Here is a 22921-nt window from a genome sequence, read left to right as displayed (position 1 = left end):
TTCGTGATCGCGTACAGCCGCTTGGCTCAACAGCCACTTCCGCCACCGAGTGCGCGGTCGATGCTGTTGACGGTCATCGGTGAGTTCTTGTTCGAGTCGGACGACGGTGCGTGGACCGCAGCCCTGATGAAGCTGCTCGGTGGGATGGGTATCGAGGAACACGCTGCCCGGCAACTTCTCTCGCGTGCCGCATCGGCCAAGTGGATCGAGCGGGAACGAATCGGGCGCGCAGTACGATGGCACCTCGCCGATCATGGTCGGGCGCTAGCCGCTGACGGCATCAAACGGTCGAATGCCTATCTCGCGGGGCCGTCGCCGTGGGATAACGAGTGGCTGATGTTGACTGTGACGGTGTCGCAACGGAAGAGCACCGTGCGCAACCGACTCAACGGAGGTCTGACCTGGCTCGGCATGGGCAATGTCACGCCGGGGGTGTGGGTCACGCCCCATATAGATCGCGCGCGGGAACTCGCTGAATTGGTGACATCGCTGGGTTTGTCCGACACCGCGCTCGTGGTGACCGGGGGTGTCGCAGCCGGAGGTCTCGACAATGAGGCGATCGTGTCGCGAGCGTGGGACCTGACGGATCTGGCGGCGAGCTATCGGACGCTGCTCGCCCAGGACGGGGTGACCGAGCCCTCCGACGGTGCCGAAGTGCTTCTCGCCTATGTCGAATTGGTTTCTCTCCAACAGCGATTCATGCGGTTGGATCCACAATTGCCAAAGGAGCTTCTGTCGGAATGGGTCGGCCGTGACGGCGCAGCGCTTTTCCGGCAACGGCGCGAGCAATGGTCGGCACAGGCGCACGCGTACTGGGCCCTGCTCGTCGAGGAGTCTGCTCCTCGCTAGCGGAGCTCGTGGTGTGTCTCGGAAATAGGCGACTGGTATCCGGTGGAGCGATCGGCGTCTGGCAAGGCGGAGGAGGGAGTGATAGCGGCGCTATCTCGACCGACGACAACGCGGCCAGACGTCGATCGAACGCCGGAGACCAGTCGCCTATTTCTGAGACACACCACTAGGGCGTACCGGCGTCGAGAGACGTTCGCGCCGCCAGGGCGGTTTCCACAATCGCGGTGGCCAGTTCGTCCGGCGCGCGCCCACCGGAGAGGTCTATCGCGCAGGTGTGCACGCCTCCATCGATATTGTCACCGTCGGAAGCGCCGCCCCGGATCACGACTCCCTCGCTCCGGTCGACCATGGTCTGTCTGATGACGTCACTGACCACCTCGGGTGCTGACCCGAAAGTCACGACGATGTCTGCGTCGCCGAGCGAAGCTGAGAGTTCGTTGACCATCCGCTGCGCCTCGGACCCCGACGAGAGATCGCCCGACGCTGCCACCGCCCACATGCCCGACGCCGCGGCGAATACCGCCTGGGCGGTGGCCTCTGCGCGTGCGGCATCTGCACTCACGATGCCGATGCGTTGCGACCCGGCCCGGACGAAGTGGAGCGCCACGAGACGCCCGAGCGGGGTGTCGTCGTCGACGACGACGACCGTGGAGTCGTTGAGACCCACAGGCGTCACAACTTGCTCCGCAGGGTCAGCGGGACAGGCTCGTGATCGTGACTGTGGCCCAGGCTTCCGTCGCATCCCTGGCACTGCGGAACAATCCCGTTCGCACGGTCGGTGAGTTGCCCTTTCGCTGCCGAGTCACGGGTCTCGGTGTGACCGAGCGAGCCGAGGTACCCGTCACGTGCGAGCAGTCCCGCGCCGTAGGCGCCGGCGATCTGCGGTTCGGCAAGTAATTCCACCGGGTGCCGAAGCGCCTTCTCGAGGTAGTGGCGCGCCGCCTCGTTGCGAGCGACCCCACCGGTCATCACCGTCGGCGTGGCCTTGCCGACCTGCGACACGAGTCCAACCGTGCGCGCGGCGACGGCCTTGTGCACGGATGCCGCGATATCGGGCTTCGCCTGGCCCTGGGCCAGCATCGAGATGACTTCGGTCTCGGCGAAGGTCGCACACATACTGCTCACCTCGAGACCGTCGGTTCCGGACATGGCCAGCGCCCCGACCTCGCTCACATCCACTTCCAGGGCACGCGCGAGAACATCAAAGAAGCGTCCGGTGCCACTCGCGCATCGATCGTTCATGGCGAAACGGTCAACCAGGCCGTCGTCGTCGACGGCAATCGCCTTGCTGTCCTGGCCGCCGATGTCGATCACCAGACGAACCCCGGGATGCATGGCGGCGGCACCGCGGGCATGGCAGGTGATCTCGGTGAACGAACGATCAGCACCCGGTACGAGCTTGCGCCCGTAGCCGGTACTGATGGTGCGTTTGATCTGTTGCGCATCCACGTGCGCCGCCGCCAACGCCCGATCCATCGCTAGGACGACTGCGTCGCGGCTGACCGCGCCCATCTGCACAACGCTCGATCCGACACGTCTGCCGTCCTGATCGACGACGACCGCCTTGGCGGTCGTCGACCCGAGATCGACCCCCATCGTGTACCAGGTCATCAGACCAGTGATTTCGTGCGTTGCACGTCGATCGCCTCCAGCATCGCCTCGAGGCGGCTGTCGAACAGCTCGTCGTTGTAGAAGGATGCGTCTGCGACATCGCCTTCGAAGAAGAACGACTTCACACCGCGTTCACGCTCGGCCGTCTTCGCCAACATGGTCTGTGGATTCGTCATGGCCCGGCAGGTTCGAGTCGAGTGGAAGGCGATGCCGTCGATCGCGTACTCGTCGAGCCGGCGCAGCAACAGCTCCTGCAGGTTCTTCAGCCCGTGGTTCAACGGGCATAGCAGATAGTGTTGCGCCATGCCGCGCAGCGGGTTGTCGACATCGATGAGTTGTGGTTCCTGCCAGAATGATTCATGGGTGTAGCGGCCGGCCACGACCGATACGTCGTACTCGGCGAACTTCCTCGTCAGGAAACCGAGCTTGTTCCAGTTCATGATCCCGTCGAAGTACACGCGGTAGCGCTCGTCTTTCACCGCGGACACGCCGTCCCGTAGGCGCTGCTCTATTTCGGCCTTCACCCCGGCGAAGTAGTCGACGAGAGCCTGATTGCCCGGCAGGAAGTTGATGGGTGCGATGCTGGCGACCCAATCCCAGTATGTCGCCGGCGTCGGTGCGTGAGTGCACAGCTGCATCGCCTCGAGTCGTAGTTCGGAGGCGCGCTTGATGTAGGACATACTCTCGCTCAACACATCCCAGTCGAACGGACGACCTGTCTGGTGCTCCAGGAAGCTGACCAGCTCGCGGAGCTGTCCCTCGGCGTAGTCGCTGACCTCGGTCCATTCCTCGCCACGCATGTAGCCGGCGTCGGGCTTGTTGCCCCACAGCATCGGCAGCGAGACGTTGAAGACGGGGAGCTTACGATCGAAGACGCGGTAGGTCATCGCATCCCACTGCTGACCGGTGCTGCAGCCTGCGTAGCCGTTGACGAAGAAGTCCGGTGCGGGCAGTTTTGCGGCGAGTTCTTTCTGGTCCAGTAGGCCGACCACACCGGTCTCGCTTTCGGTGCGACTCTGCTGCGTCAGGACCGCGCAACCCAGATGTGTCCTGGCATATGAACACAATTCGCCGATGTACCCGTACTCGGCGCCCGCTGCCTGCGCGGGCTCTTCGAGATGCTGCGCCGCCAGCCGCGCCGCGAATGCCTCGCCGTGACACCACTCGAGACCCGCCGCTTGGAACAGGGGGTTCATGGCGGCCCCGTTGTACCAGACGACGTGCTTGCCGCGTTCCTTCGCGGTGAAGATGTTCTCCCAGTAATCGGCGGTCATCTTGCCGCCGACTCGGGTGCTGGACAACTTGTTGGTCTTGTCTTTCTGGAACAGCTCGGTTTGCACAATGCACTCCTTGGGTTCAGACCGCGACCGGCGCCACGCGGCGGCGGATTCGCTCGACGAAGGTCTCCATCTGCGTACGCAGTTTCTCGACCGGGATTCCCTCATGTTCCGTCTCGATCAGCAGTGAGGGAATGTTGTGGCTGTCCAGTGCCTTGCGCAGCTCTGGGTAATACAACATGTGCGGTTCACAGAATTTGGCCATCAAGACCAGCACGCCGGAGGCTCCACTGGCCGCAATGGAGTTCAGAAGGTAGGTATCCCAATCGACTTCGCTGGTCACGCGAGTAGGGCACGGTGTCGTGACATTGCGCTCGAGGTACCACGAAGACAGGGCCGCGAGTGGATCTTCGCTCTCGGGAACATCGGTCGAGATGTACCGATATCCGGTGTAGAGATCGTCGTCTACGACGATCGCGCCGGACTCCTCGATGACGTCGAGGATCTCTGGTCGCGGGGCGTGGCAGAAGTGGCCCGAGATGTGCAGGCGGACGACGTCATCCGGCTCGTTGTCCGGAACTGTGAGTTCGGCGAGGATGGTCTGCAGGATGGCCGTGTGCTGGTCGATATCCATCACCATGCTCGACTTGACCAACAGCTGCATCTCGCTCGCGGTGATGCGCGCACGACCCGACCGCCGCAGTGCGTAGAAGTGACGGAGAAGCTGTCGATTCCTGTTGAACGCCTTGATACTTGCCGAGAGTGTGTCAGTCTCGACCGCTGTCCCGGTCACGGTTTCGATCTGTGACTTCAGCTCATCGATCCGGCCGTCCACCCGCGGTTTCGTCCACGCGTCATCCATGGCGCTGGTGAACTGTGCGAAGTGGACGGGCTTTTCCGGCCGGGTATATCGAATGGCGTCGACCGCGCCCAGCAGCTGGACGCAATGGTCGGCCGCGACGAGGGCGTCGAACACATCCAGCTCGCCGATGGCGGCCTGATCGGCGACGCTCCGCGTGTATCCGCAGTAGAACTCGGCGAGCAGGCTCCGGCCCTCGGTGATGGGCGTCCGGCTCTCCTGGATGATCACCGGCAGCGCGCCGGCCGCGTGGACAAGCTCGACGGGGAAATTCATCGGGAAGGACCCGACCACGGGGCGCTGGTGGCCCGTCTTCCAGTCGTGGGCGTAGGTGACGGGGTCGTCGGCGACCGTTTGCAACATCGCCATCGAGGGTGCGTGGAGTTCGCTCACGGGATTCCTTTGGCTGTGGATGAGACGCGGTGGCTGTGGACTGGGAAAGTCTCATCGTGGCGTCGATCAAATACTACATCTACAGGGTGGAGATGTCTAGAAATGTAAAATGTTCTGCGGGCAGGATTCAGCAGGGCGATGAGTCCTGGAAAATTCAGTCGAGGCGGGCGATCGTCAGCCAGTGTGCATGCGCCGCGGGTGCGCGTTCGGCACGCAGGGCCTGTAGCCGATGGACGACCGTGAGGCCGGGCCAGTCAGGCAGGAGCTCGTGTGGCAGTTGCGGATCCATATAAGGGGTGTGGCGCAGGGCGTCGATCAGCTCGATGTGTGCCACCAGGGCCTCCTTGCCCGCGAGCTGTTCAGGGTGGTCGAATCGCTCCCGCAACTCGGCGTATGCCGCCGAGACCTTCTCGAGGTCCCATGACCGCTCCACGAGTTCGGCCTCGGGTATCCCGATCGTCGCGGTCGATCCGATGAACGAGATCGTGTTCGTCGACAACCCGAGAGACTCGATCGCTGCCTGGGCTTCAGGCAGTCGTTCGACGTGGGGAGTGACCCAGATTCCCGCGCTCGGATTCCCGAAACCGGCCCACCGTAAGGCCGCGTACAACTTCTTGCGGGTCGCGCGATGCGATTCGGGAATCGGCACGATGATCACCAGCCACTTGCCATCCCAACGGCGGCCGGCAGAGGCATCGGGAAACACCCGGTTGACGCCCTCGCGAAAGAGCTCGTACGTACGCTCGGTGACCGCCCACTTCGTTTCGCGTCCATCACGCTCGGCGGAGATCAATCCGGACGCCCCTGCCCGGGCTATTGCCTGCCGACTCGCCGACTCTCCGAAGCCCACACCGGTGAGCGCGTAGAGCAGTGCCGCTGTGTGTACCGGTTGGCGGTATGGCGCGACGAGCTCACCGAGGATGGAGATCAGAGCAGATCGAGCGCTGCCGATCGAGGTCGCGGGCCTTTCCGCCGACTCGGCGGCACGATCGGTCATGAGCGACATCGTAGCGACTGCCCCTGCCGCTCACGCCTGAGCGGTCACGCGGAAACCGCCGGTGTCCGAAGCGATGAAGCGAGTGTGCGGAGGATCTCCGCCGCACCTCGGGCCGTGCTCGGGACGAACTCCGCGATGTCGATGATGTCGTCGATCGCCGAAGCCACCTGCCCGGCCAGGACCAGTCCGTGTTCCACATCCCCGTCGGTCTGTGCACGCTGCATCGATTCGATCTTCCAGCGGGTGAGTTCAACGGCGTCGACGATCTCGCCGGAGTCCTGACCGCCGTGATCCGAGAGCTGTCGGGATGCCGTGTTTCTGAGGCCTCGGCAGGGTCCGTACACACCGTCGAAGGCGACGTCATCGCCTTCCTTGGCGTCGATGAGCGCCTGAATGTAGGCCGGATGCCAATCGGTGTTCGCAGTGCTGGTGATGAATCGGGTGCCCATGGCAACACCGGCGGCGCCCATCGCCATGGCGGCCGCGAGACCGCGGGCGTCTCTGGCGCCACCGGTCAGCAGGACCGGGACGTCGACGGCCTCGGTCACGCTGGGAACGAGAACGTAGGAGTGCACGGCCTTACTCGGCGCATGTCCACCCATCTCGAATCCGGCGGCGATGATGACATCGACGCCCGCCTCGGCGGCTTTGACGGCCTGCCGCGTCGAGCCGACCTTGTGCTGGTGGATCATTCCGGCCTCCTTGATCAACCCGATGTAGTCGCCGGGGAACCCTGCCGAGGTCGTGAGAACGGTCAGTTGGCGGGCAAGCTCGGCGTCGGCGCGGCGCGCATCGAGCACCATCCGGATGTAGACGTCGGTGAACGGCAACACGACCCCGTTGCCGTCGACGCCAACCGGAATGTTCACCGCGAACCGGCGGTCGGTCAACGATCGGCATTCCTCGATGTGCTCACGGAACATTCGTGCGCCGGCCGCCAGGTCTGAGGGCATACCCGGCATGGAGACCGTGCCCAGTCCGCCCGCGTTCGACACGGCGGCGGCGAGCTTCGGCGTTCGGAAGGGGCCGAGCCCTTCTTGAACGATCGGATGGTCGATCTCGACGAGCTGGGTGTAGCGGTTGACTATGGGGTTCATGTTGTCTCCAGGACGTTGAGGGCCGGCGGCCCCGCGGATGCTCGACGAGGTTCAGACGATACAACTATAGATAGAAAGTTGTCTATGGTGTAAAACTTGAGGGCATGCACGCGCGATCGGCGCGTGCGAGTCGTTGATTGTTGTCTTGAGAGGTGAAGCGGATGTCAGAGCCCCCACTGGTTCGAAAGTACGAGGAATCCGGCGCCATCATCGTCGGCGGGACGTCGGGCGTCGGACTCGCGACAGCTCTCGGCTTCGCCGATGCAGGAGTCAGGCGGATGGTGCTCGTCGGTCGCAACGAGGAGCGTGGAAAACAGGCGCGGAAGACGGTGCTCCACGGCCACCCCGAGGTCGACGTCAGGTTCATTGCGGCCGACGCCTCCGACGAGGGCGAGGTCGACCGCGTCGTCTCTGTCGCGTACGAGGCGATGGGGTCGGTGGACATCTGTGTCAATTCGACCACGACGGCCTACAAACCGGAGTTGCTGCATCGGACGCCCGCCACGTCGATTTCCTCCATTCTGACCGGGCAGGCGCTGCCGCCCATGCTGTTCACGCGTGCGGTCCTTCCCCTGATGCAGGCGCAGGGAGGGGGGAGCATCATCAACATCGCCTCGGATGCCGCGAAGGTCCCGACACCGGGGGAGAGCGCCCTGGGTGCTGCGATGGCCGCAATCGTCATGTTCTCGCGCGTCGCCGCAGTGGAGGCCAAGCGAAATGGCGTGCGGGTCAACGCGGTCACGCCCTCCCTCATCGAGGGAACCCGCACCGCGGACAATGTGCTGAGCGACGGATTCAGTCGGTCGCTCTTCGAAAAGGCGGCAACCCAAGCGCATCTCGGTGTGGCCGTGCCGGAAGATCTGGCCGCCCTGATCGTCTTCCTCGGTGGCCCCGCCGCAGCTCGACTGACGGGCCAGACCATCAGCGTCAACGGTGGAATATCCGCGTTCTGACGATGTCTTACGCAACGGTCCGGCTTCACTGGGCGCGGGAGGTGCACATTGGCCGTCGTCATCGAAGACCGGGACGGTGCGCCGGCGGTCGATCCGCCGATCACCGCGGTCATGGGAAATCCCGAGGCGGTGTTCGGCGTCCGTTCGGTGACCGGGACCGCCGGCAGCACGGTGGGGGCGATGACGGCCGGCGACTGGCTCCGGGGTAGGGACGGTCGGCGGGCTTATGGGGCACTCGGCGTCTTCATCGACACCTCGATCGGCAGTCCTGCGGTGGCTCACCGGCCGGAGGCAGCGTGGCGGTGACAACCGACTTGTCGATCACCTTCTAGGGCGTTCCGGACGTGGACGGTACTGAGCTCCGATCAGCGAGCCGCACCGTTTCGGTCGACAAACGATCAGCCGTCGCCGACGGCGAGGTCGTGAACTCTCGCGGTGTGATCGCAGCCAAAGCCGTTGAACGGGTGATGTTCACGCCCGATCAGCCGATAAACGGCGTGCAGATCTCACCTGACTCCATCGACCGCGACAGCGAGGACGTGATGGCCCTGTTAGGAGGGCGATGTCGAGACGATGCGGTCCTGCTCGATGTCGGTCGACTCAGTCTCAACCCCGCCGGGGCACTCCATGGTGGCGTCGCGGTTTTCATGTCGGAGCGGGCAGCAAGCTGGACTGTGGGTGCACGCGTCGATGGACTGACACCGACTGCACTGCAGATGTCGTACATCCGGCCGGGACGTGCGGGTGCCCGGCTGGTGTTTCGTTGCCTGCCAGTACATGTGGGCAGGAACTCGGCCGTGGTCAGGGTCGAATCGCGAAGCCGGGACGGCAAGCTGTGCACCGTCGCGTCGATGACCTACCACTGACGGTGAAGGTCCTGATGATGCGATCGAACCCATTGCAGCACAATACTTCCGTCGCCATCCGGGCAGAACGGCGCAGTGCGGAACCCGGTTGCGGACCAATGGTAAGACCGTTACTATGTGACCTAGAGCACGCCAGGGCCGATCCATCCCGACGGCCGGCTGACGGATACTCTCGAACCTCGTATAGGAGAAATCATGGAGCTCACGACATCTGATTGGCCGGCCGTACCGAGCTCCGGCGTCAGGGACATCACGTTGCCAGGGCTGCTGCGGGAAGCAGCAGCGGCCGCACCAGACCGGGTGGCGCTGGTGGACGCTGTTCCGGACCCTGCCGGCCGTCGTTCGTGGACGTACGCGGAACTCCTGCGGGACACCGAGCGGTATGCGCGAGCGCTGTTGGCCGACTTCGAGCCCGGGGACCGCATCGCGATCTTCGCGGCGAACAGTGGCGACTGGGTGGTCCTGCAGCAGGCGATCGCGATGGCGGGAATGGTGGTAGTGGCCGCGAATCCCGCATACCGGCGAGATGAATTGGTATACGTTCTGCGGCAGTCCGGGGCCGTCGGGATCTTCTATCAGCGTTCCTACCGGGGTGCGGATCTGGCCGAGATCGTCGAGGCCGCCGGAGTGGACGTCGACACGGTGCACAAGACCATCCCCGACGACGAATGGCAGATATATGCCCAAGGCGGCGACCCGGCAGCCCGACTACCCCGCGTCGCGCCCACCGATCCAGTCCAGATCCAATACACGTCCGGAACGACCGGATTTCCGAAAGGTGCGTTGCTGCACCACAAGGGGATAGTGAACGAGGCCACCTTTGTCTTCGAGCGCGCTGGGATGGGCGATGGGGGCGTCTGTGTGAATGCCATGCCGATGTACCACATCGGCGGTGGGGCGGTCACCGAACTCGGGACCATGTCGGCGCACGGGACCTATGTGGTTCTGCCCGGTTTCGATCCGGCAGGTGTCCTCGAGGCGTACGAGACCTATCGCGGGACGCATGGCCTGCTCGTGCCGACGATGCTGATCGCACTGCTCGATCATCCCGACAGTGCCACCCGTGACCTCTCCAGTATGCAGACCGTGTTGTCGGGGGCCGCCACGGTGCCCGAGGCGCTGGTCCGCCGGGTCACCGAGACGTGGAACTGCAGCTTCTCGATCCTCTTCGGCCAGACCGAGATGCACGGGGTCATCAGCCAGACCAAGGTCACCGACAGCGCCGAAGATCAGGCGACCACTGTCGGGCAGCCACTTCCGGAACTGGAAGTTCGACTGGTGGACCCCGTCGATGGGCGAGTGGTCGCACTCGGCGAGCAAGGTGAGATCTGCTGCCGCGGTTACCAGAACATGATTGGCTATTTCGACATGCCGGAGGCGACGGCCGCCACCATCGACGCCGACGGGTGGCTGCACATGGGTGATCTCGCGACCATGGATGAACGGGGCTTCCTCAAGATCGCTGGACGACTGAAAGAGATGATCATTCGTGGTGGGGTCAACATCTATCCGCGAGAGATCGAGGACTTGCTCTTCGAGCATCCCGAGGTCCATGACGTGGTGGTTGTCGGAGTCCCCGACGATTATTGGGGCGAGCAGATCGGCGCGGTCATATGCCTGATCGACCCGGCTGTTCGCCCCGACCCCGATGAGTTGAAAGCGTGGTGCCGCGAGCGGATTTCGGCTCACAAGGTTCCGTCGATGTGGTTCTTCACGGATGCCCTCCCGATGACACCCTCGGGGAAGATCCAGAAGTTCAAGATCCGTGACCGGATCGTCGCCGGTGAGTTGGTTCCGGACAAGGTGACCGGTAGGACTGCTCCGGTTTCGGGCTGAGCACCACAGGGCTCGCACAGGCGATCAGTCGTTCCGAATCCGTCTCGGTGTCAGGGCCGCCGAAGTCACTTGGCAGTCTGTACACCGTGCTGCGTGAGAGCCGTCAGCGCTATGGTCACCCATGATGTCGCCGGTGTCTTACGGGCCTGGGAGTCCCACGTCGAGTGTCACGGCGCGGGACCGGGCTCATGTTCGGGCCAGCCTATCCGGGCGACGATGCGACGTCGCCCCGGCGAATCCGGGCTGTTCGGATCCGATCCAGGTTGGGCCGGTACCGTCCGGCCATCCGAACGTCAGCGGGGGAGTCTGCCAGACCCCCACACCACCAGACACGAAGCGGTCCGCATCGGAATCCGATGCGGACCGCTCAGCGTGTGCTTCAGATCACTGTCGTACCCGACGGCCACGGAGCGAGAGGTAGACCGCGATCAGGCCGATGGCCACGACGATGCCGACGATGAACGGGATGATCTCCCATCCGCCGTTGCTGTTGCTGTAGCCGACCTGGTAGGTCAGCCAGGTACCGATCAGAGACCCGAGCGCACCCAACACGATCGTGATGATGATGCCCATGTCCTGCTTGCCGGGCATGAGCAGTCGTGCGAGTGCGCCGACGATCAGACCGACGATGATCGCACTGATGATGGTTCCGATCATGCTTCACCTACTTCATGGTTGAGAGTGTCATCCAAGAGGATGTCACCGAAGAGAGCCACGGACTGCGCGTTGACGCACCGATCGCGGGTCAGTGCCCGGTCAGCTTGTCCTTCACCTTGCCGGCGGCGTCCTTCACGCTCTCGACGCCGTCTTTGACGGCCGACGACGCCTGGTCGCCCTTGCCCTCATTCTTGAGTTCGTCGTCGCCGGTGGCGCGACCGGTGGCCTCCTTGGCCTTGCCCTTCACGTCTTCTGTCTTGTTCGAGATCTTGTCGTCGAGACCCATATCGTTCTCCTTGAGTTGTCGGGTGTGGTGGCTACCCCCGCGGCGCGGGGATCAAACATCGAAACCATCACCGTCCTGTGGCGGGCAGTCTCAGCCGCCGTCGAGTGGCCACACCGTGCACGCAGGTGTTGCGGTTCGTACCGGGGATCGGTACGAACCGCAACACCTCGCGAGCCTGCGGCGCAGGTCAGGTCGGCGGCATCAGTCCGTGCACGAACCGGATCTTCTCGAGCACCTGTTCCGGCAGCACGAACGGGTACAGGTCGGGGTGACCCATGGACCGGTTGATCTGGTTGAGCGACCAGGTGAGCGGAAGCCACCACTCGATGACCTGGTCGAAACCCACATCGCCGGGCAGCACGCTGTCCAGCGTCGAACCCGCCGGTGCCATGGCGAATGCGGCGGCGGTGTCGAGGGTGTCGCGGATATGCAGGTAGTGCGCGAACGTCTCCGCGAAGTCTTCGGCCGGGTGCATCGTGGCGTAAGACGACACGTAATTCTGCTTCCAACCCGCCGGCGCACCCTCGGAATAGTGACGGTCCAACGCTGCCTGGTAGTCCTCGTCCGGGTCGCCGAACAGTTCTTCGAAGCGGCCCCGGACATCGTCGTCGATCAGGACGAGCTGGTAGTAGTGGCCGATCTCGTGCCGGAAATGGCCGAGCAACGTCCGGTAGGGCTCGTCGAGCTCGACACGTAGTTGCTCACGGTGCACATCGTCGCCCTCGGCGAGGTCCAGCGTGATCAACCCATTGTCATGGCCGGTGATGACCGACTCTTCGGAACTGGAGAGGAGGTCGAAGGCCAGGCCGGTCTCCGGGTTCTCGTCACGTCCCTCGATCGGCAGCCGCAGTTCGTCGAGTTCCATGATCAGTCGGCGCTTGGCCGTCTCCGCGCGCCCGAACTCGGCCATGCCCTCGATGTCGGTCTCCGCGGGGTGGGTGCGGGTGAGCCGGCACGAGGTGCAGAGCGTCGCGACGCCGGTCCACGGAACCAGCCAGTTACATTGGGCCAGCCGGAAATTCTCGCACCGCTCGAGGAGCTGGCCGTCCACCTCGGCACGGTCCTTGTCGTCGAGCACGTACATGGTGCGGGTGGCCAGGTGGAATCCCAACGAACTCTGGCAGTGCAGGCATTTGCTGTTCTCGAAGGCGAGTCGTTGACCGCACTTCCGGCAGACGAAATCTCGCATGGATGTGGTGCTCCCTGTCCCTGGCTATTTGACGATCGCGTCGATGGTCTTCTTCAATGCTGACGGCTGTGCGGGGGAATGTGGGGCTTTTGCCTTCAATTCGAGCAGTTCCTCACCGAGTTCCTGAAGTTCCTTTCGCCCCAATGCCTCGCGCACCTCGGGGAACCATTGGTTTTCCTCCTCGTCGATGTGGTGTTCGACGCTCTCGATGAGGACGGTCGCCTTGGCGTCGAATCGCTCGTCATCGGGCTTCATCGTGACGAGTTCCATCACCAACAGGTCGGCGACATGGTGTTCCTCGTAGGATTCGAGGATGTCGGATTCGACATCGGGCACAGCCTTACGGACCGCCGGGTACATGCCTTCGTTCTCGATGTAGGTGTGTACGGTCAGCGCTTCGATGATCTTGGCGACGATGTCACCCTTGGTCTTCGTCGCCTTCGGGCCGGCGTTCCGGAAATCGCTGAACAGCTTCTTGATCTGCTTGTGGTCATCTTTGAGGAGCACGATGGCATCTGTCGACATCGGGGACCTTTCCCTGGGGCTTGGGATCGCACGAGCTTCATTGCCCGGCGACGCTGTCGGCCACAGAGTGCCCACACGTGGCGCGGGGTAAACCTCCCCGCACATCCACGTGGTCAGTCGGCCGCGGCATCCCGGGCGTCGCGGTGTATCGCTGTGCACTGTCGACCCGATGTCTTTACCTCGGGCGGCCGCCACGCGATGCCCCACTCCGCCTCCTCTCGTCGAATGACGATTCCCTCGATCTGGCGGTCGGGGTGTGCGAAAATCGATTCGGAGTCCGCCCCGGAAAGGCAGGTGGCACGACGCGGGCCAGTGAGCCAATTCCTTAGTGTCCCCAACGAAATGACCCGTCGGCTCCGCGACTCGTATCAGCAGACAATCAGTGGTCTGATTTCAATCTCGAGCTTTCAGAGGAGAGCAGCCATGGCCACCAGAATCCGAAAGATAGCGGTCGGCGTCACCCTCGGGGCGGCCGCCGCGCTGGCCCTGGCGCCCACGGCGTCGGCAGCGCCGTCACAGGCCACCGTCATGCAACAGAACCAAGCGGCCACCATCTACGTCCCCGACGTCCCGGTGCCGATTCTCCCGGTGCCACTACTCCCGGTCCCGCTCGTCCCGGTACCCGTGGTCCCGATCTTCCCGATCCCCGACGCCCCGAAGACGGTCTGCATCACGATCGTCTGCGTACCGGTCGACTGAGACCGGGACCGTTCCCGGCCGTCAGTCGTCCTGCCCGTCGTCGCTCAGTTGTTGGGCGGCGCCGTCGTCCGGCTGTCGCCCCGGAACTCGGCGACAACCTCGTCGCCACGCCTGACGGTCACATCGTAGAGCCCGTTGCGTCCGAAACGAGACCGCTCCTCGGCGGTGGCGACGAGCCGGTCGCCTGCGTGCGTGGGGGTGAGGTAGCGGATGTCGGCGCGGGCGGCCACGGCGTAGTCGTCGTGGCTGTTGCAGGCGAGCGCGAAGGTGGTGTCGGCGACGAGGAACACATATCCGCCGTGCGTGATCCCGTGGCCGTTGACCATCTGATCGGTGACGGTCATCGCGGTTCGCGCGTAGCCGTCGGAGAGCTCGAGCAATTCGATACCGAGCGCGCGCGATGCGACATCCGAGTCGAACATCGCCCGGGCGATGGAATGGGTCGTCGACGAGTCGTCGATGGCGGTCACGGTCCGACTTCCTCCTCGTCGTGGATGAACATGGTGGCACCACCGGTCGCGAAATTGGCGACGTCTTTTCCGGCGACCCCCATCTCGGGGGAGGCAAGGGCCGTCCGGAGCGCCGCAGTGTCGTCGAAGTACAGACTCGCGATCGCATAGTGGGGTGGCTCGGAGCCGTCCATCGACGTCACCTTGCCCCAGGCGAACTTCCGCAGACCGGGCACCTGATTCGCGAGCGGGACGTGCACCCGCGTGTAGTAGTCGTCGAATTCGTCTGTGTCCTCGGGTTTTCCGTAGCATACGGCAACTCGAACGGTCATGATTGTTCTCCCTTGGCAACGAGTGTCAGCACGTCGTAGGTGGCGACCGGGTCGTCGTTCTGATTGGTCACCACCGCATCCCAGCGCACCTCGCCGTAGTCGGCGCTTTGGCGGGGCGTGATCTGTTTCGCGGTGAGCGTCACGGTCAGGCTGTCCTCGGCCTTGACCGGTGTGAGGAACCGCAGACCGTCGACGCCGAAGTTGGCGAGCACGGGGCCCGGAGCGGGGTCGACGAACAGGCCCGCGGCGAGTGAGACGACCAGGTATCCGTGGGCGACGATGCCGCCGAACAGGGGATTGGCCGCGGCTGCCTCCGGGTCGGTGTGTGCGTAGAACGTGTCTCCGGTGAACTCCGCGAAGTGGTCGATGTCGGCGCGTGTCACCTGTCGGGGACCGCCCACGATGGTGTCGCCGATCCGCAACTCCGCCAGATTCTTTCGGAACGGGTGAACGTCGGTCTCGATGCGCTGGGCCCCGGTGACCCACTTGTGTCCGATCGCGGTCAGTACATCGGGCGTGCCCTGGATCGCGGTGCGCTGCATGTGATGCAGCACGCCGCGGATGCCGCCGAGTTCCTCGCCGCCGCCGGCCCGTCCGGGGCCGCCATGGACGAGCACCGGCAGGGGTGATCCGTGACCGGTCGACTCGCGGGCATCCTCGCTGTTGAGCACCAGGACACGGCCGTGGTAGGGCGCCAGGCCCAGGACGATCTCGCGCGCGATCTGCGCATCCTTGGTCACCACCGACGCGACGAGACTGCCCTGTCCGCGCGCGGCGAGGTCGATCACGTCCGCGGTGTCGTCGTAGCCGATGATCGTCGACACCGGGCCGAAGGCCTCGATCTCGTGCGGCTCGGGTGCGGTCTTGTCGTCGGCGTGCAGGAGGATGGGGGACAGGAACGCCCCCGCCGACTCATCGGCGTCGACCACTTCGACGTGCTCCGGGTCGCCGAACACGACCGTCGCCGACTTCGTCAGCCCGCGAAGCGATTTGAGCACCTCGTCGCGCTGCTCGACGCTCGCCAGGGCGCCCATCGTGACCTGCTCGGACGCCGGATTGCCGACGACGACCTTCCCCAGGCGCACGCGTGCGGCCTCGATGACCGCATCGACCGCCGACGCGGGCACCAGCGCACGGCGGATGGCCGTGCACTTCTGGCCGGCCTTCACGGTCATCTCGGTGACCAGTTGCTTGACGAACAGGTCGAACTCGGGATCGTCGGGCGCGACGTCCGGGCCGAGGATCGACGCGTTGAGCGAGTCGGCCTCGGCCGTGAAATGCACACCGAGGTTGACGACGCTGGGGTGCGACCTCAAGGTGGCGGCGGTGTCGGCGGAACCGGTGAACGCCACCGAATCCTGGCCGCCGAGGTGATCGAGCAGGTCGCGGGCGCCACCGCTGATCAACTGCACCGAACCCTCGGGCAGGATCCCGCTCTCGATGATGCGGCGGAACACCAGCTCGGTGAGATAGGCGGTCTGGCTGGCGGGTTTGATGATCGACGGCACGCCCGCGATGAACGCGGGTGCGAGCTTTTCGAGAAACCCCCAGACCGGGAAGTTGAACGCATTGATCTGGACGGCGACGCCGCGGCGCGGTGTGTAGATGTGCTGGCCGAGGAAGGTGCCCTTCTTGCCGAGCTGCTCGATCCCACCGTCGAGATAGACCGTGTCGTTGGGCAATTCCCGTCGGGCCTTGCTCGCATAGCTGAGTACGGTGCCGATGCCGCCGTCGATGTCGACCGCCGAATCCCTCGTGGTGGCTCCGGTGGATGCCGAGAGCGCGTAGAACTCGTCCTTCCCCGCCATCAGCGTCATCCCGAGCTGCTTGAGCAGGGCGGCCCGCTCATGGAAGGTCAGGGCCCGCAACGCCGGACCGCCGACATCGCGTGCGTGATCGACCATCCCGGCCAGGTCGAGGCCGGCAGACGAGATCCGGGCGACCTCACTGCCGTCGACTGCACTCAGCAACGATGTGCCGGCATCCTCCGCGGCGAACCAACGCCCCTGTGTGTAGCTCTCGAGTAGTCTGCTCACGTCAACTCCATCCACCGTACGTTCGGTCGGTAATTACCATCGCTGCGGACGGTGGGAGTTGTCAAGACGGCGACCGCGATCAGGTTCGGCGGAGCCCATCGAAGGTCAGTGCGACGACGGCGTCGCCGAGTTCGGCCGCCGAACCGCCGGTGCGCGGGCGGTACCACTCGATCAGTGAGTTCACGGTGCCGAAGAGCAGCCGCGCGACCAGGGCGGGATCGATGCCCGGGTTCAGGTCGCCCTCCTCGGCGGCGGCGGTGACCAACTCGGAGACGAAGTTGTCGAACTCGCGCCGACGGGCCAGGGCGCGCCGCTCCACCGCGGAGTTACCGCGTACCCGTAGGAGCAGGGTGACGTACGGCAGTTCGGCGACCAGGATGTCGACACTGCGTCTGACCAGGTGTTCGAGGCGGTCGATGTAGCGGCCCTCGGTCGCCTGGGTCTCGAGCGTGACGGCGAAAAGCGCGTTCATCGCACGGTTCAGCGCGAGTTCGAGAAGCTCTTCCTTTCCGGACACATGGTGGTAGATCGACGACTTGCTGATGCCGAGCCGCTCGGCCAGCACATCCATGCTGGTGCCGTCGTAGCCCTTGTCGTTGAACACCTTGACGGCGACCGCGAGTAGCGAGTCGAGGTCGTACCCGGGGCGGCCCGGGCGGCCGGTTCGGCGGGGTGTTCGCGCACTGGTCATGTTCGCCATCCTCTCACCCCGGGCCGCGCCCGCCCAACACAAAGTCCACCGCAGGCACTTGATTACCGACCGAAAGGTTGGTTACTGTGAGCGGGACGACACGAGGAGTGATCGGTGACAGACTGCAAGACCATCGAACTCGAGGAGCGTGACGACCGGTTCGTCGTGACGCTTGATCGGCCCGACCAGCGCAACGCCATCAATGCGGCGATGATCGACGATCTCCATGACGCCTGCGCCCGGATCGAACGCGATCCCAAGCCGCTCATCCTGGTCGGCCGGGGTGAGCACTTCGCCGGTGGTGCTGACATCGGGGAGCTGCGCGAACGTCGGCGGGCCGAGGCGCTGGCGGGGATCAACCGCACCCTGTTCGATCGCATCGCCCGATTGCCGCTCCCGACGGTCGCCGCGGTCAGCGGCTACGCGCTCGGTGGCGGAGCCGAACTGGCCTACGCCTGTGACCTGCGGGTCGTTACGCCCACCGCCGTGTTCGGCAACCCGGAACCCGGCCTGGGCATCCTGGCCGCGGCCGGCGCGAACTACCGGTTGCCGACGCTGGTCGGTGCGTCGGTGGCCAAGCAGGTGCTGCTCGCCGGTCGCCGGCTTGATGCCGATGCGGCGCTGCAGACCGGGTTGGTGCTCGACATCGTCGACGACCATCTGGCCGCGGCCCATCGCGTGGTGGACCGGATCGTCCGCCAGGCTCCGCTGGCGTTGCGGCTGACCAAGACCATCGTCGACGCTCCGGGATCGCATCCCTGGGCCGACGACATCGCGCAGGCGGTGCTCTTCGAGACCGACGAGAAGCAGCAACGGATGACCGCATTTCTGGAGAGGAAACGATGACCGCAATTCCCCATGCCGTGGCCGTGGTCGGCGGTGGCCGGATGGGTGCCGGGATCGCCCAGGTCTTCGCCACGCTCGGCTCGACGGTGACCATCGCCGAGGCAGCGGACCAGAACGCCGCCCTGGACCGGGTCAGCGCCGGTCTCGCCCGCGCGCACGAGCGGGGCAAGCTCGGTGGGCAGGGCGTCGATGCGATCCGGCAGCGGGTGAGTACCGTCTCCGGGCCGCTCGACCTGCCCGCCGACGTCGCGCTGGTGGTCGAGGCGGTCCCCGAGATCCCGTCGCTCAAGATCGACGTGCTCTCCGCCATCGAGAAGGCGGTCGGGCCGGCGACGATCATCGCCACCAACACCAGCTCGATCTCCATCGCCGAACTCGGTGTGGCGCTCACGGACTCCACCAGGTTCATCGGCATGCACTTCTTCAATCCGGTGCCGGCGTCGTCGCTGGTGGAGATCGTCCGCACGTCCACCACCTCGGCCGAGACCGTCGCGCTGGTCCGCGGCTGGGTGGAGTTGCTCGGCAAGGCGGAGGTCCTGGTGAACGACTCACCGGGTTTTGCCACGAGCCGTCTGGGCGTGTGCCTGGGTCTCGAGGCGATCCGGATGCTGGCGGAAGGCGTCGCCGACGCCGAATCCATCGACCGTGCGATGGAACTCGGATACCGGCACCCGATGGGCCCACTGCGCTCGACGGACCTGGTGGGCCTCGACGTCCGCCTGGCCATCGCCGAGCACCTCGCGGCCACCCTCGGGGACCGTTTTACTCCGCCACAACTACTGCGCGACAAAGTGTCTCGCGGTGAACTCGGACGCAAGTCCGGCCGTGGCTTCCACGACTGGGAAGGATCGACATCATGACCGTCACCCTCGACATCTCCGACGGACTCGCCACCATCACGCTCGCACGACCGGAGGCGCACAACGCGTTCGACGCGGCCACCAAGACGGCATTCGTCGACGCCGTGCACGCCGTCGGTGCCAACGCCGACGTGCGGGCGGTCCTGCTCACGGCCGAAGGCAAGAACTTCTGCGTCGGACAGGATCTCGGCGAACATGTCGGTGCGCTCGAATCGAATCCCGCGACCGCGATGAACACCGTCGGTGAGCACTACAACCCGCTCATCACGGCGCTGTCCGGGCTGCGCGTGCCGGTGGTGGCGGCCATCCCGGGTGCCTGCGTCGGCGCCGGATGGGGGATTGCTCTCACCGCCGACGTACGGATCGCCGGCACGCGGACCTCCTTCGCCACCGCCTTCAGTGGGATCGGCCTGGCCGCCGACTCCGGCCTGAGTCACTCGCTGGTGCAGAACCTCGGTGCGAGTCGCGCCGGCGCCCTGCTGCTCCTGGGCGACAAGGTGACCGCGGAGCAGGCGTCGGACTGGGGTCTGGTGCATCGCGTCGTCGACGACGCGGATGTCCGCGATGTCGCCCTCGACGTCGCCCGCTCGCTGGCGAACGGACCGACTGCGGCCTACCGGGAGATCAAGTCGTTGGTCGCCGCATCCGCCGACGGTCTGACCGCCGCCCTCGGCCGTGAGCTCGAGGCGCAGGTCACGCTCGGATGCAGTGTCGACCACAAGGCTGCGGTCGCCGCGTTCCTGGCCAAGGAGAAGCCGACGTTCGTCGGTCGCTGACCCGGGGCCTTGTGCTCCGGCGCGCCTTCCCGCATACTATTTACCAACCGATCATTCGGTATTGAAAGTAGGACAGATGCCCACGTCACAGCCCATGGACGTCGATTCCGCAGCTGATGTCGAGCAGTACTTCGAGCAGACCATCGCCGACGACCAGCGGATCGAACCCCGCGACTGGATGCCCGACGGCTACCGCAAGACCCTCATCCGGCAGGTGGCCCAGCACGCCCATTCGGAGATCATCGGTATGCAGCCGGAGGGGAACTGGCTGACACGTGCCCCGTCGTTGCGGCGCAAGGCGATCCTGATGGCCAAGGTGCAGGACGAGGCCGGCCACGGTCTCTACCTCTACTCCGCCGCCGAGACCCTCGGCGCCGACCGCGCCGATCTGACGACGAAGCTGATCGAGGGCAAGCAGAAGTACTCCTCGATCTTCAACTACCCCACACTCACCTACGCCGATGTCGGCACCATCGGCTGGCTGGTGGACGGTGCGGCCATCTGTAATCAGGTTCCGCTGTGCCGCAGCTCGTTCGGTCCGTACGCCCGGGCGATGATCCGGGTGTGCAAAGAAGAGTCCTTCCATCAGCGCCAGGGCTACGAGCTGCTGTCGACGATGATGCGCGGCACCGACGAACAGCGGGCGATGGTCCAGGAGTCCGTCGACCGGTGGTGGTGGCCCGCGCTGATGATGTTCGGTCCGCCCGACGACCAGTCGCCGAACACCGCACAGTCGATGCGCTGGAAGATCAAGCGCCACACCAATGACGAACTGCGCCAACGGTTCGTCGACATGAGCGTGCCGCAGGCGCAGGCGCTGGGGGTCACCTTCCCCGACCCCGACCTGACCTGGAACGCGGACCGGCAGTCCTACGACTTCGGGGAGCCGGACTGGAGCGAGTTCACCGAGGTCATCAAGGGCAACGGCGCGGCGAACGCGGAGCGGATCGCCAACCGTCGCGCCGCACACGAAGAAGGTGCATGGGTCCGCGAGGCGGCCACGGCCTTCGCCAACCGGAAGCAGGAGGTGGCGTGATGAGCGATCTGACCGCCGAGGGCGGCCACGGTGCCGTGCCAATCGAGAACGTGCCGGTGCAGCCGGCAAGCGCACAGGTCAAGGCCGATTGGCCGTTGTACGAGGTGTTCCTGCGTGGCAAGCGCGGACTGAACCACGTGCACGTCGGTTCGCTGCATGCCGCCGACGACGAGATGGCGCTGCGCCACGCCCGGGACGTCTACACCCGTCGCAACGAGGGGGTGAGCATCTGGGTGGTCCCGTCCAATCGGGTCGTGGCGTCGAGCCCGTCGGAGAAGGATGCGTACTTCGCGCCGAGCGGGGACAAGGTCTACCGGCACCCGACGTTCTACGAGATCCCCGACAACGTTCCCCACATGTGAGGCCCGGACATGACTGATCACGACAATGCCTATGACGGGCTGGTCGACGAGGACTCCCACGGGCAGTGGGCCTTCGGGACCAGCTTTGACGACCCGCTCGCGGGGGTGGACACCACAGTGCCCGACGACGTCGATCTGACCGCGCTCGCCGGGTACTGCCTGATGCTGGGCGACGACGCCCTACTGAGCTCACAGCGACTGGCGCAGTGGAGTACCCGCGCACCGGAGCTCGAGGAAGAGGTCGCGCTGGCCAACGTGGGACTGGATCTGCTGGGGCAGGCCCGCCTGCTCCTCGCCCGTGCGGCGGCCGCCGACAGTTCGGTGGTCCCGTACATCTCGGACACCTCGCCGGTACCCGCCGAGGATGCGTTGGCGTTCTTCCGGGACGAGTCCGGATTCCGCAACGTGCGGCTCGTCGAGCAGGACAACGAGGACTTCGCGACGTCGATGGTACGACTGCTGATCTTCGTCACCTGGCGGTTGGCGATCTTCGATCGGTTGCGCACATCGCGCGACCCGGTGCTGTCCGCGGTCGCCCGCAAGGGTGTGAAAGAACTGACGTATCACCGCGACTACGCGGCCCGCTGGGTTGTCACACTCGGGTGCGGGACGACCGAGTCCAAGCGTCGGGTATCCCAGGCACTGACCCGCGTGTGGCCGTATGTGGAGGAGCTGTTCCGGCCGACCGCCGAGGAGATCGCATTGGCGCAGCTGTCGGTCGGCGTCGATCCGCGCGACGTCCGCGCGGAATTCGACGCGGTGCTCACCCAGGTGCTGCATGCCGCGGAGCTCGAGACACCCACCGTCGGGAACGTCGGCACTGTCGGCGGTCGGGGCGGCCGCGACGGTCTGCACACCGAGGCGATGGGGCTGCTGCTGGCCGAGATGCAGTCCGTGGCACGGGCACATCCCGAAGGAGTCTGGTGACGATGCCGACAACGGTCCAACGGACGGCCCACGAGCTCGCCGCGTCGGTTCTCGACCCCGAGATGCCGATGCTGACCCTCGACGACCTGGGTGTGCTGCGCGACGTCGCGGTCGACGACAACGGCGGCGTGGTGGTCACCATCACCCCGACCTACTCCGGCTGCCCGGCGATCGCGACCATGCGCGACGACATCGAGCACACCCTGACCCGACACGGCTACCGCAGCGTGGTGGTCCGCACGCAACTCGCCCCCACCTGGTCGACGGACTGGATCTCCGCCCAGGGCCGGGCCAAGCTCGCCGACAACGGGTACTCCCTGCCCCGGCCCGCGCCCGCGCGCACCTCGGGCCCGATCCCGCTCACGCTGACCCCCCGGCCGCGGACGCTCACCTGTCCCCAGTGCGGTTCCGATGCGACACAACTGGTCTCGGAGTTCGGCGCAACGCTGTGCAAGGCCCACTACCGATGCCTGAGCTGCTCGGAGCCCTTCGACCACGTGAAGGAGATCTGA

27 protein-coding genes are annotated in these 22921 nt (G+C 65.2%); 13 read left to right on the top strand and 14 right to left on the bottom strand.

Features of this window, described 5'->3' with window-relative positions; translation table 11 throughout:
• Positions 1-3 precede the first annotated feature (3 nt).
• Positions 4-849 (top strand): PaaX family transcriptional regulator, encoded by an 846-nt coding sequence (locus ACVT6V_RS29920; protein ID WP_489897673.1) that lies wholly within the window; start codon positions 4-6, stop codon positions 847-849.
• 166 nt (positions 850-1015) lie between these two features.
• Here the strand turns inward: ACVT6V_RS29920 and ACVT6V_RS29915 are convergent, their stop codons facing one another.
• The 6 genes from ACVT6V_RS29915 to ACVT6V_RS29890 all read right to left on the bottom strand — a co-directional run bounded on the left by ACVT6V_RS29915 (position 1016) and on the right by ACVT6V_RS29890 (position 7083).
• Entirely contained in the window at positions 1016-1525 is a 510-nt protein-coding gene (locus ACVT6V_RS29915) for a hypothetical protein (protein ID WP_489897672.1), read from the bottom strand.
• Entirely contained in the window at positions 1522-2460 is a 939-nt protein-coding gene (locus tag ACVT6V_RS29910) for an acyl-CoA dehydratase activase (protein ID WP_489897671.1), read from the bottom strand. Before ACVT6V_RS29910 ends, ACVT6V_RS29915 begins: the two co-directional genes overlap by 4 nt.
• On the bottom strand, positions 2460-3800 hold the full coding sequence (locus ACVT6V_RS29905) for a 2-hydroxyacyl-CoA dehydratase subunit D (RefSeq protein WP_489897670.1): 1341 nt from the start codon (positions 3798-3800) through the stop codon (positions 2460-2462). Before ACVT6V_RS29905 ends, ACVT6V_RS29910 begins: the two co-directional genes overlap by 1 nt.
• Before the next feature lie 16 nt (positions 3801-3816).
• Positions 3817-4989 carry a 2-hydroxyacyl-CoA dehydratase subunit D gene (locus ACVT6V_RS29900; protein ID WP_489897669.1) on the bottom strand — a complete coding sequence of 391 codons (1173 nt, stop codon included), beginning with the start codon at positions 4987-4989 and terminating at the stop codon, positions 3817-3819.
• 154 nt (positions 4990-5143) lie between these two features.
• Positions 5144-5995, bottom strand: a complete 852-nt coding sequence (locus ACVT6V_RS29895; RefSeq protein WP_489897668.1) for a PaaX family transcriptional regulator — start codon at positions 5993-5995, stop codon at positions 5144-5146.
• A gap of 35 nt (positions 5996-6030) precedes the next feature.
• Positions 6031-7083 carry an NAD(P)H-dependent flavin oxidoreductase gene (locus ACVT6V_RS29890; protein WP_489897667.1) on the bottom strand — a complete coding sequence of 351 codons (1053 nt, stop codon included), beginning with the start codon at positions 7081-7083 and terminating at the stop codon, positions 6031-6033.
• A gap of 161 nt (positions 7084-7244) precedes the next feature.
• Between ACVT6V_RS29890 and ACVT6V_RS29885 the strand changes: the two genes are divergently transcribed.
• From ACVT6V_RS29885 to ACVT6V_RS29870, 4 genes are all read left to right on the top strand, one after another.
• On the top strand, positions 7245-8036 hold the full coding sequence (locus ACVT6V_RS29885; RefSeq protein WP_489897666.1) for an SDR family NAD(P)-dependent oxidoreductase: 792 nt from the start codon (positions 7245-7247) through the stop codon (positions 8034-8036).
• 48 nt (positions 8037-8084) lie between these two features.
• The gene (locus ACVT6V_RS29880; RefSeq protein ID WP_489897665.1) at positions 8085-8342 is read left to right on the top strand and encodes a hypothetical protein; all 258 of its coding nucleotides are present in this window, start codon (positions 8085-8087) and stop codon (positions 8340-8342) included.
• A 131-nt stretch (positions 8343-8473) separates the two neighbouring features.
• The gene (locus ACVT6V_RS29875; protein WP_489897664.1) at positions 8474-8902 is read left to right on the top strand and encodes a PaaI family thioesterase; all 429 of its coding nucleotides are present in this window, start codon (positions 8474-8476) and stop codon (positions 8900-8902) included.
• Positions 8903-9097: 195 nt separating this feature from the next.
• Positions 9098-10738, top strand: coding sequence for an AMP-binding protein (locus ACVT6V_RS29870; protein ID WP_489897663.1), 1641 nt, complete (start codon positions 9098-9100; stop codon positions 10736-10738).
• A 384-nt stretch (positions 10739-11122) separates the two neighbouring features.
• Here the strand turns inward: ACVT6V_RS29870 and ACVT6V_RS29865 are convergent, their stop codons facing one another.
• The 4 genes from ACVT6V_RS29865 to ACVT6V_RS29850 all read right to left on the bottom strand — a co-directional run bounded on the left by ACVT6V_RS29865 (position 11123) and on the right by ACVT6V_RS29850 (position 13395).
• Entirely contained in the window at positions 11123-11395 is a 273-nt protein-coding gene (locus ACVT6V_RS29865; protein ID WP_489897662.1) for a GlsB/YeaQ/YmgE family stress response membrane protein, read from the bottom strand.
• 88 nt (positions 11396-11483) lie between these two features.
• Positions 11484-11681 carry a CsbD family protein gene (locus ACVT6V_RS29860; protein WP_489897661.1) on the bottom strand — a complete coding sequence of 66 codons (198 nt, stop codon included), beginning with the start codon at positions 11679-11681 and terminating at the stop codon, positions 11484-11486.
• A 187-nt stretch (positions 11682-11868) separates the two neighbouring features.
• Positions 11869-12870, bottom strand: coding sequence for a zinc-binding metallopeptidase family protein (locus tag ACVT6V_RS29855; protein WP_489897660.1), 1002 nt, complete (start codon positions 12868-12870; stop codon positions 11869-11871).
• 24 nt (positions 12871-12894) lie between these two features.
• Positions 12895-13395, bottom strand: a complete 501-nt coding sequence (locus tag ACVT6V_RS29850; protein WP_489897659.1) for a hemerythrin domain-containing protein — start codon at positions 13393-13395, stop codon at positions 12895-12897.
• 423 nt (positions 13396-13818) lie between these two features.
• Here ACVT6V_RS29850 and ACVT6V_RS29845 point away from each other — a divergent pair, with 423 nt between their 5' ends.
• Positions 13819-14094: a hypothetical protein gene (locus ACVT6V_RS29845; RefSeq protein WP_489897658.1), complete on the top strand. Its 276-nt coding sequence runs from the start codon at positions 13819-13821 to the stop codon at positions 14092-14094.
• 44 nt (positions 14095-14138) lie between these two features.
• Here ACVT6V_RS29845 and paaI read toward each other — a convergent pair whose 3' ends face one another.
• From paaI to ACVT6V_RS29825, 4 genes are all read right to left on the bottom strand, one after another.
• Positions 14139-14516 (bottom strand): hydroxyphenylacetyl-CoA thioesterase PaaI, encoded by a 378-nt coding sequence (paaI, locus tag ACVT6V_RS29840; RefSeq protein ID WP_489901066.1) that lies wholly within the window; start codon positions 14514-14516, stop codon positions 14139-14141.
• Between the two features lie 44 nt (positions 14517-14560).
• Entirely contained in the window at positions 14561-14875 is a 315-nt protein-coding gene (locus ACVT6V_RS29835) for an EthD family reductase (RefSeq protein WP_489897657.1), read from the bottom strand.
• A complete protein-coding gene (gene paaZ / locus ACVT6V_RS29830) occupies positions 14872-16911 on the bottom strand; it encodes a phenylacetic acid degradation bifunctional protein PaaZ (RefSeq protein ID WP_489897656.1) in 2040 nt (679 codons plus the stop codon). Before paaZ ends, ACVT6V_RS29835 begins: the two co-directional genes overlap by 4 nt.
• Positions 16912-16990: 79 nt before the next feature.
• Positions 16991-17602 (bottom strand): TetR/AcrR family transcriptional regulator, encoded by a 612-nt coding sequence (locus ACVT6V_RS29825; RefSeq protein WP_489897655.1) that lies wholly within the window; start codon positions 17600-17602, stop codon positions 16991-16993.
• Between the two features lie 114 nt (positions 17603-17716).
• On the opposite strand from ACVT6V_RS29825, the gene ACVT6V_RS29820 reads away from it, so the two are divergent.
• The 7 genes from ACVT6V_RS29820 to paaD all read left to right on the top strand — a co-directional run bounded on the left by ACVT6V_RS29820 (position 17717) and on the right by paaD (position 22921).
• Positions 17717-18448 carry an enoyl-CoA hydratase/isomerase family protein gene (locus ACVT6V_RS29820; protein WP_489897654.1) on the top strand — a complete coding sequence of 244 codons (732 nt, stop codon included), beginning with the start codon at positions 17717-17719 and terminating at the stop codon, positions 18446-18448.
• The gene (locus tag ACVT6V_RS29815; protein WP_489897653.1) at positions 18445-19308 is read left to right on the top strand and encodes a 3-hydroxyacyl-CoA dehydrogenase family protein; all 864 of its coding nucleotides are present in this window, start codon (positions 18445-18447) and stop codon (positions 19306-19308) included. The genes ACVT6V_RS29820 and ACVT6V_RS29815 overlap by 4 nt, the downstream gene beginning before the upstream one ends.
• Positions 19305-20084 (top strand): enoyl-CoA hydratase/isomerase family protein, encoded by a 780-nt coding sequence (locus ACVT6V_RS29810; RefSeq protein ID WP_489897652.1) that lies wholly within the window; start codon positions 19305-19307, stop codon positions 20082-20084. Before ACVT6V_RS29815 ends, ACVT6V_RS29810 begins: the two co-directional genes overlap by 4 nt.
• Before the next feature lie 76 nt (positions 20085-20160).
• On the top strand, positions 20161-21120 hold the full coding sequence (gene paaA / locus ACVT6V_RS29805) for a 1,2-phenylacetyl-CoA epoxidase subunit PaaA (RefSeq protein ID WP_489897651.1): 960 nt from the start codon (positions 20161-20163) through the stop codon (positions 21118-21120).
• Positions 21120-21482, top strand: a complete 363-nt coding sequence (gene paaB / locus ACVT6V_RS29800; protein WP_489897650.1) for a 1,2-phenylacetyl-CoA epoxidase subunit PaaB — start codon at positions 21120-21122, stop codon at positions 21480-21482. The genes paaA and paaB overlap by 1 nt, the downstream gene beginning before the upstream one ends.
• 9 nt (positions 21483-21491) lie before the next feature.
• Positions 21492-22409: a 1,2-phenylacetyl-CoA epoxidase subunit PaaC gene (gene paaC, locus ACVT6V_RS29795; RefSeq protein ID WP_489897649.1), complete on the top strand. Its 918-nt coding sequence runs from the start codon at positions 21492-21494 to the stop codon at positions 22407-22409.
• A gap of 2 nt (positions 22410-22411) precedes the next feature.
• Positions 22412-22921, top strand: coding sequence for a 1,2-phenylacetyl-CoA epoxidase subunit PaaD (paaD, locus tag ACVT6V_RS29790; protein WP_489897648.1), 510 nt, complete (start codon positions 22412-22414; stop codon positions 22919-22921).

It is taken from the genome of Gordonia sp. LMA167 (assembly GCF_058130025.1).
This window is presented reverse-complemented; position numbering and strand designations above follow the sequence as displayed.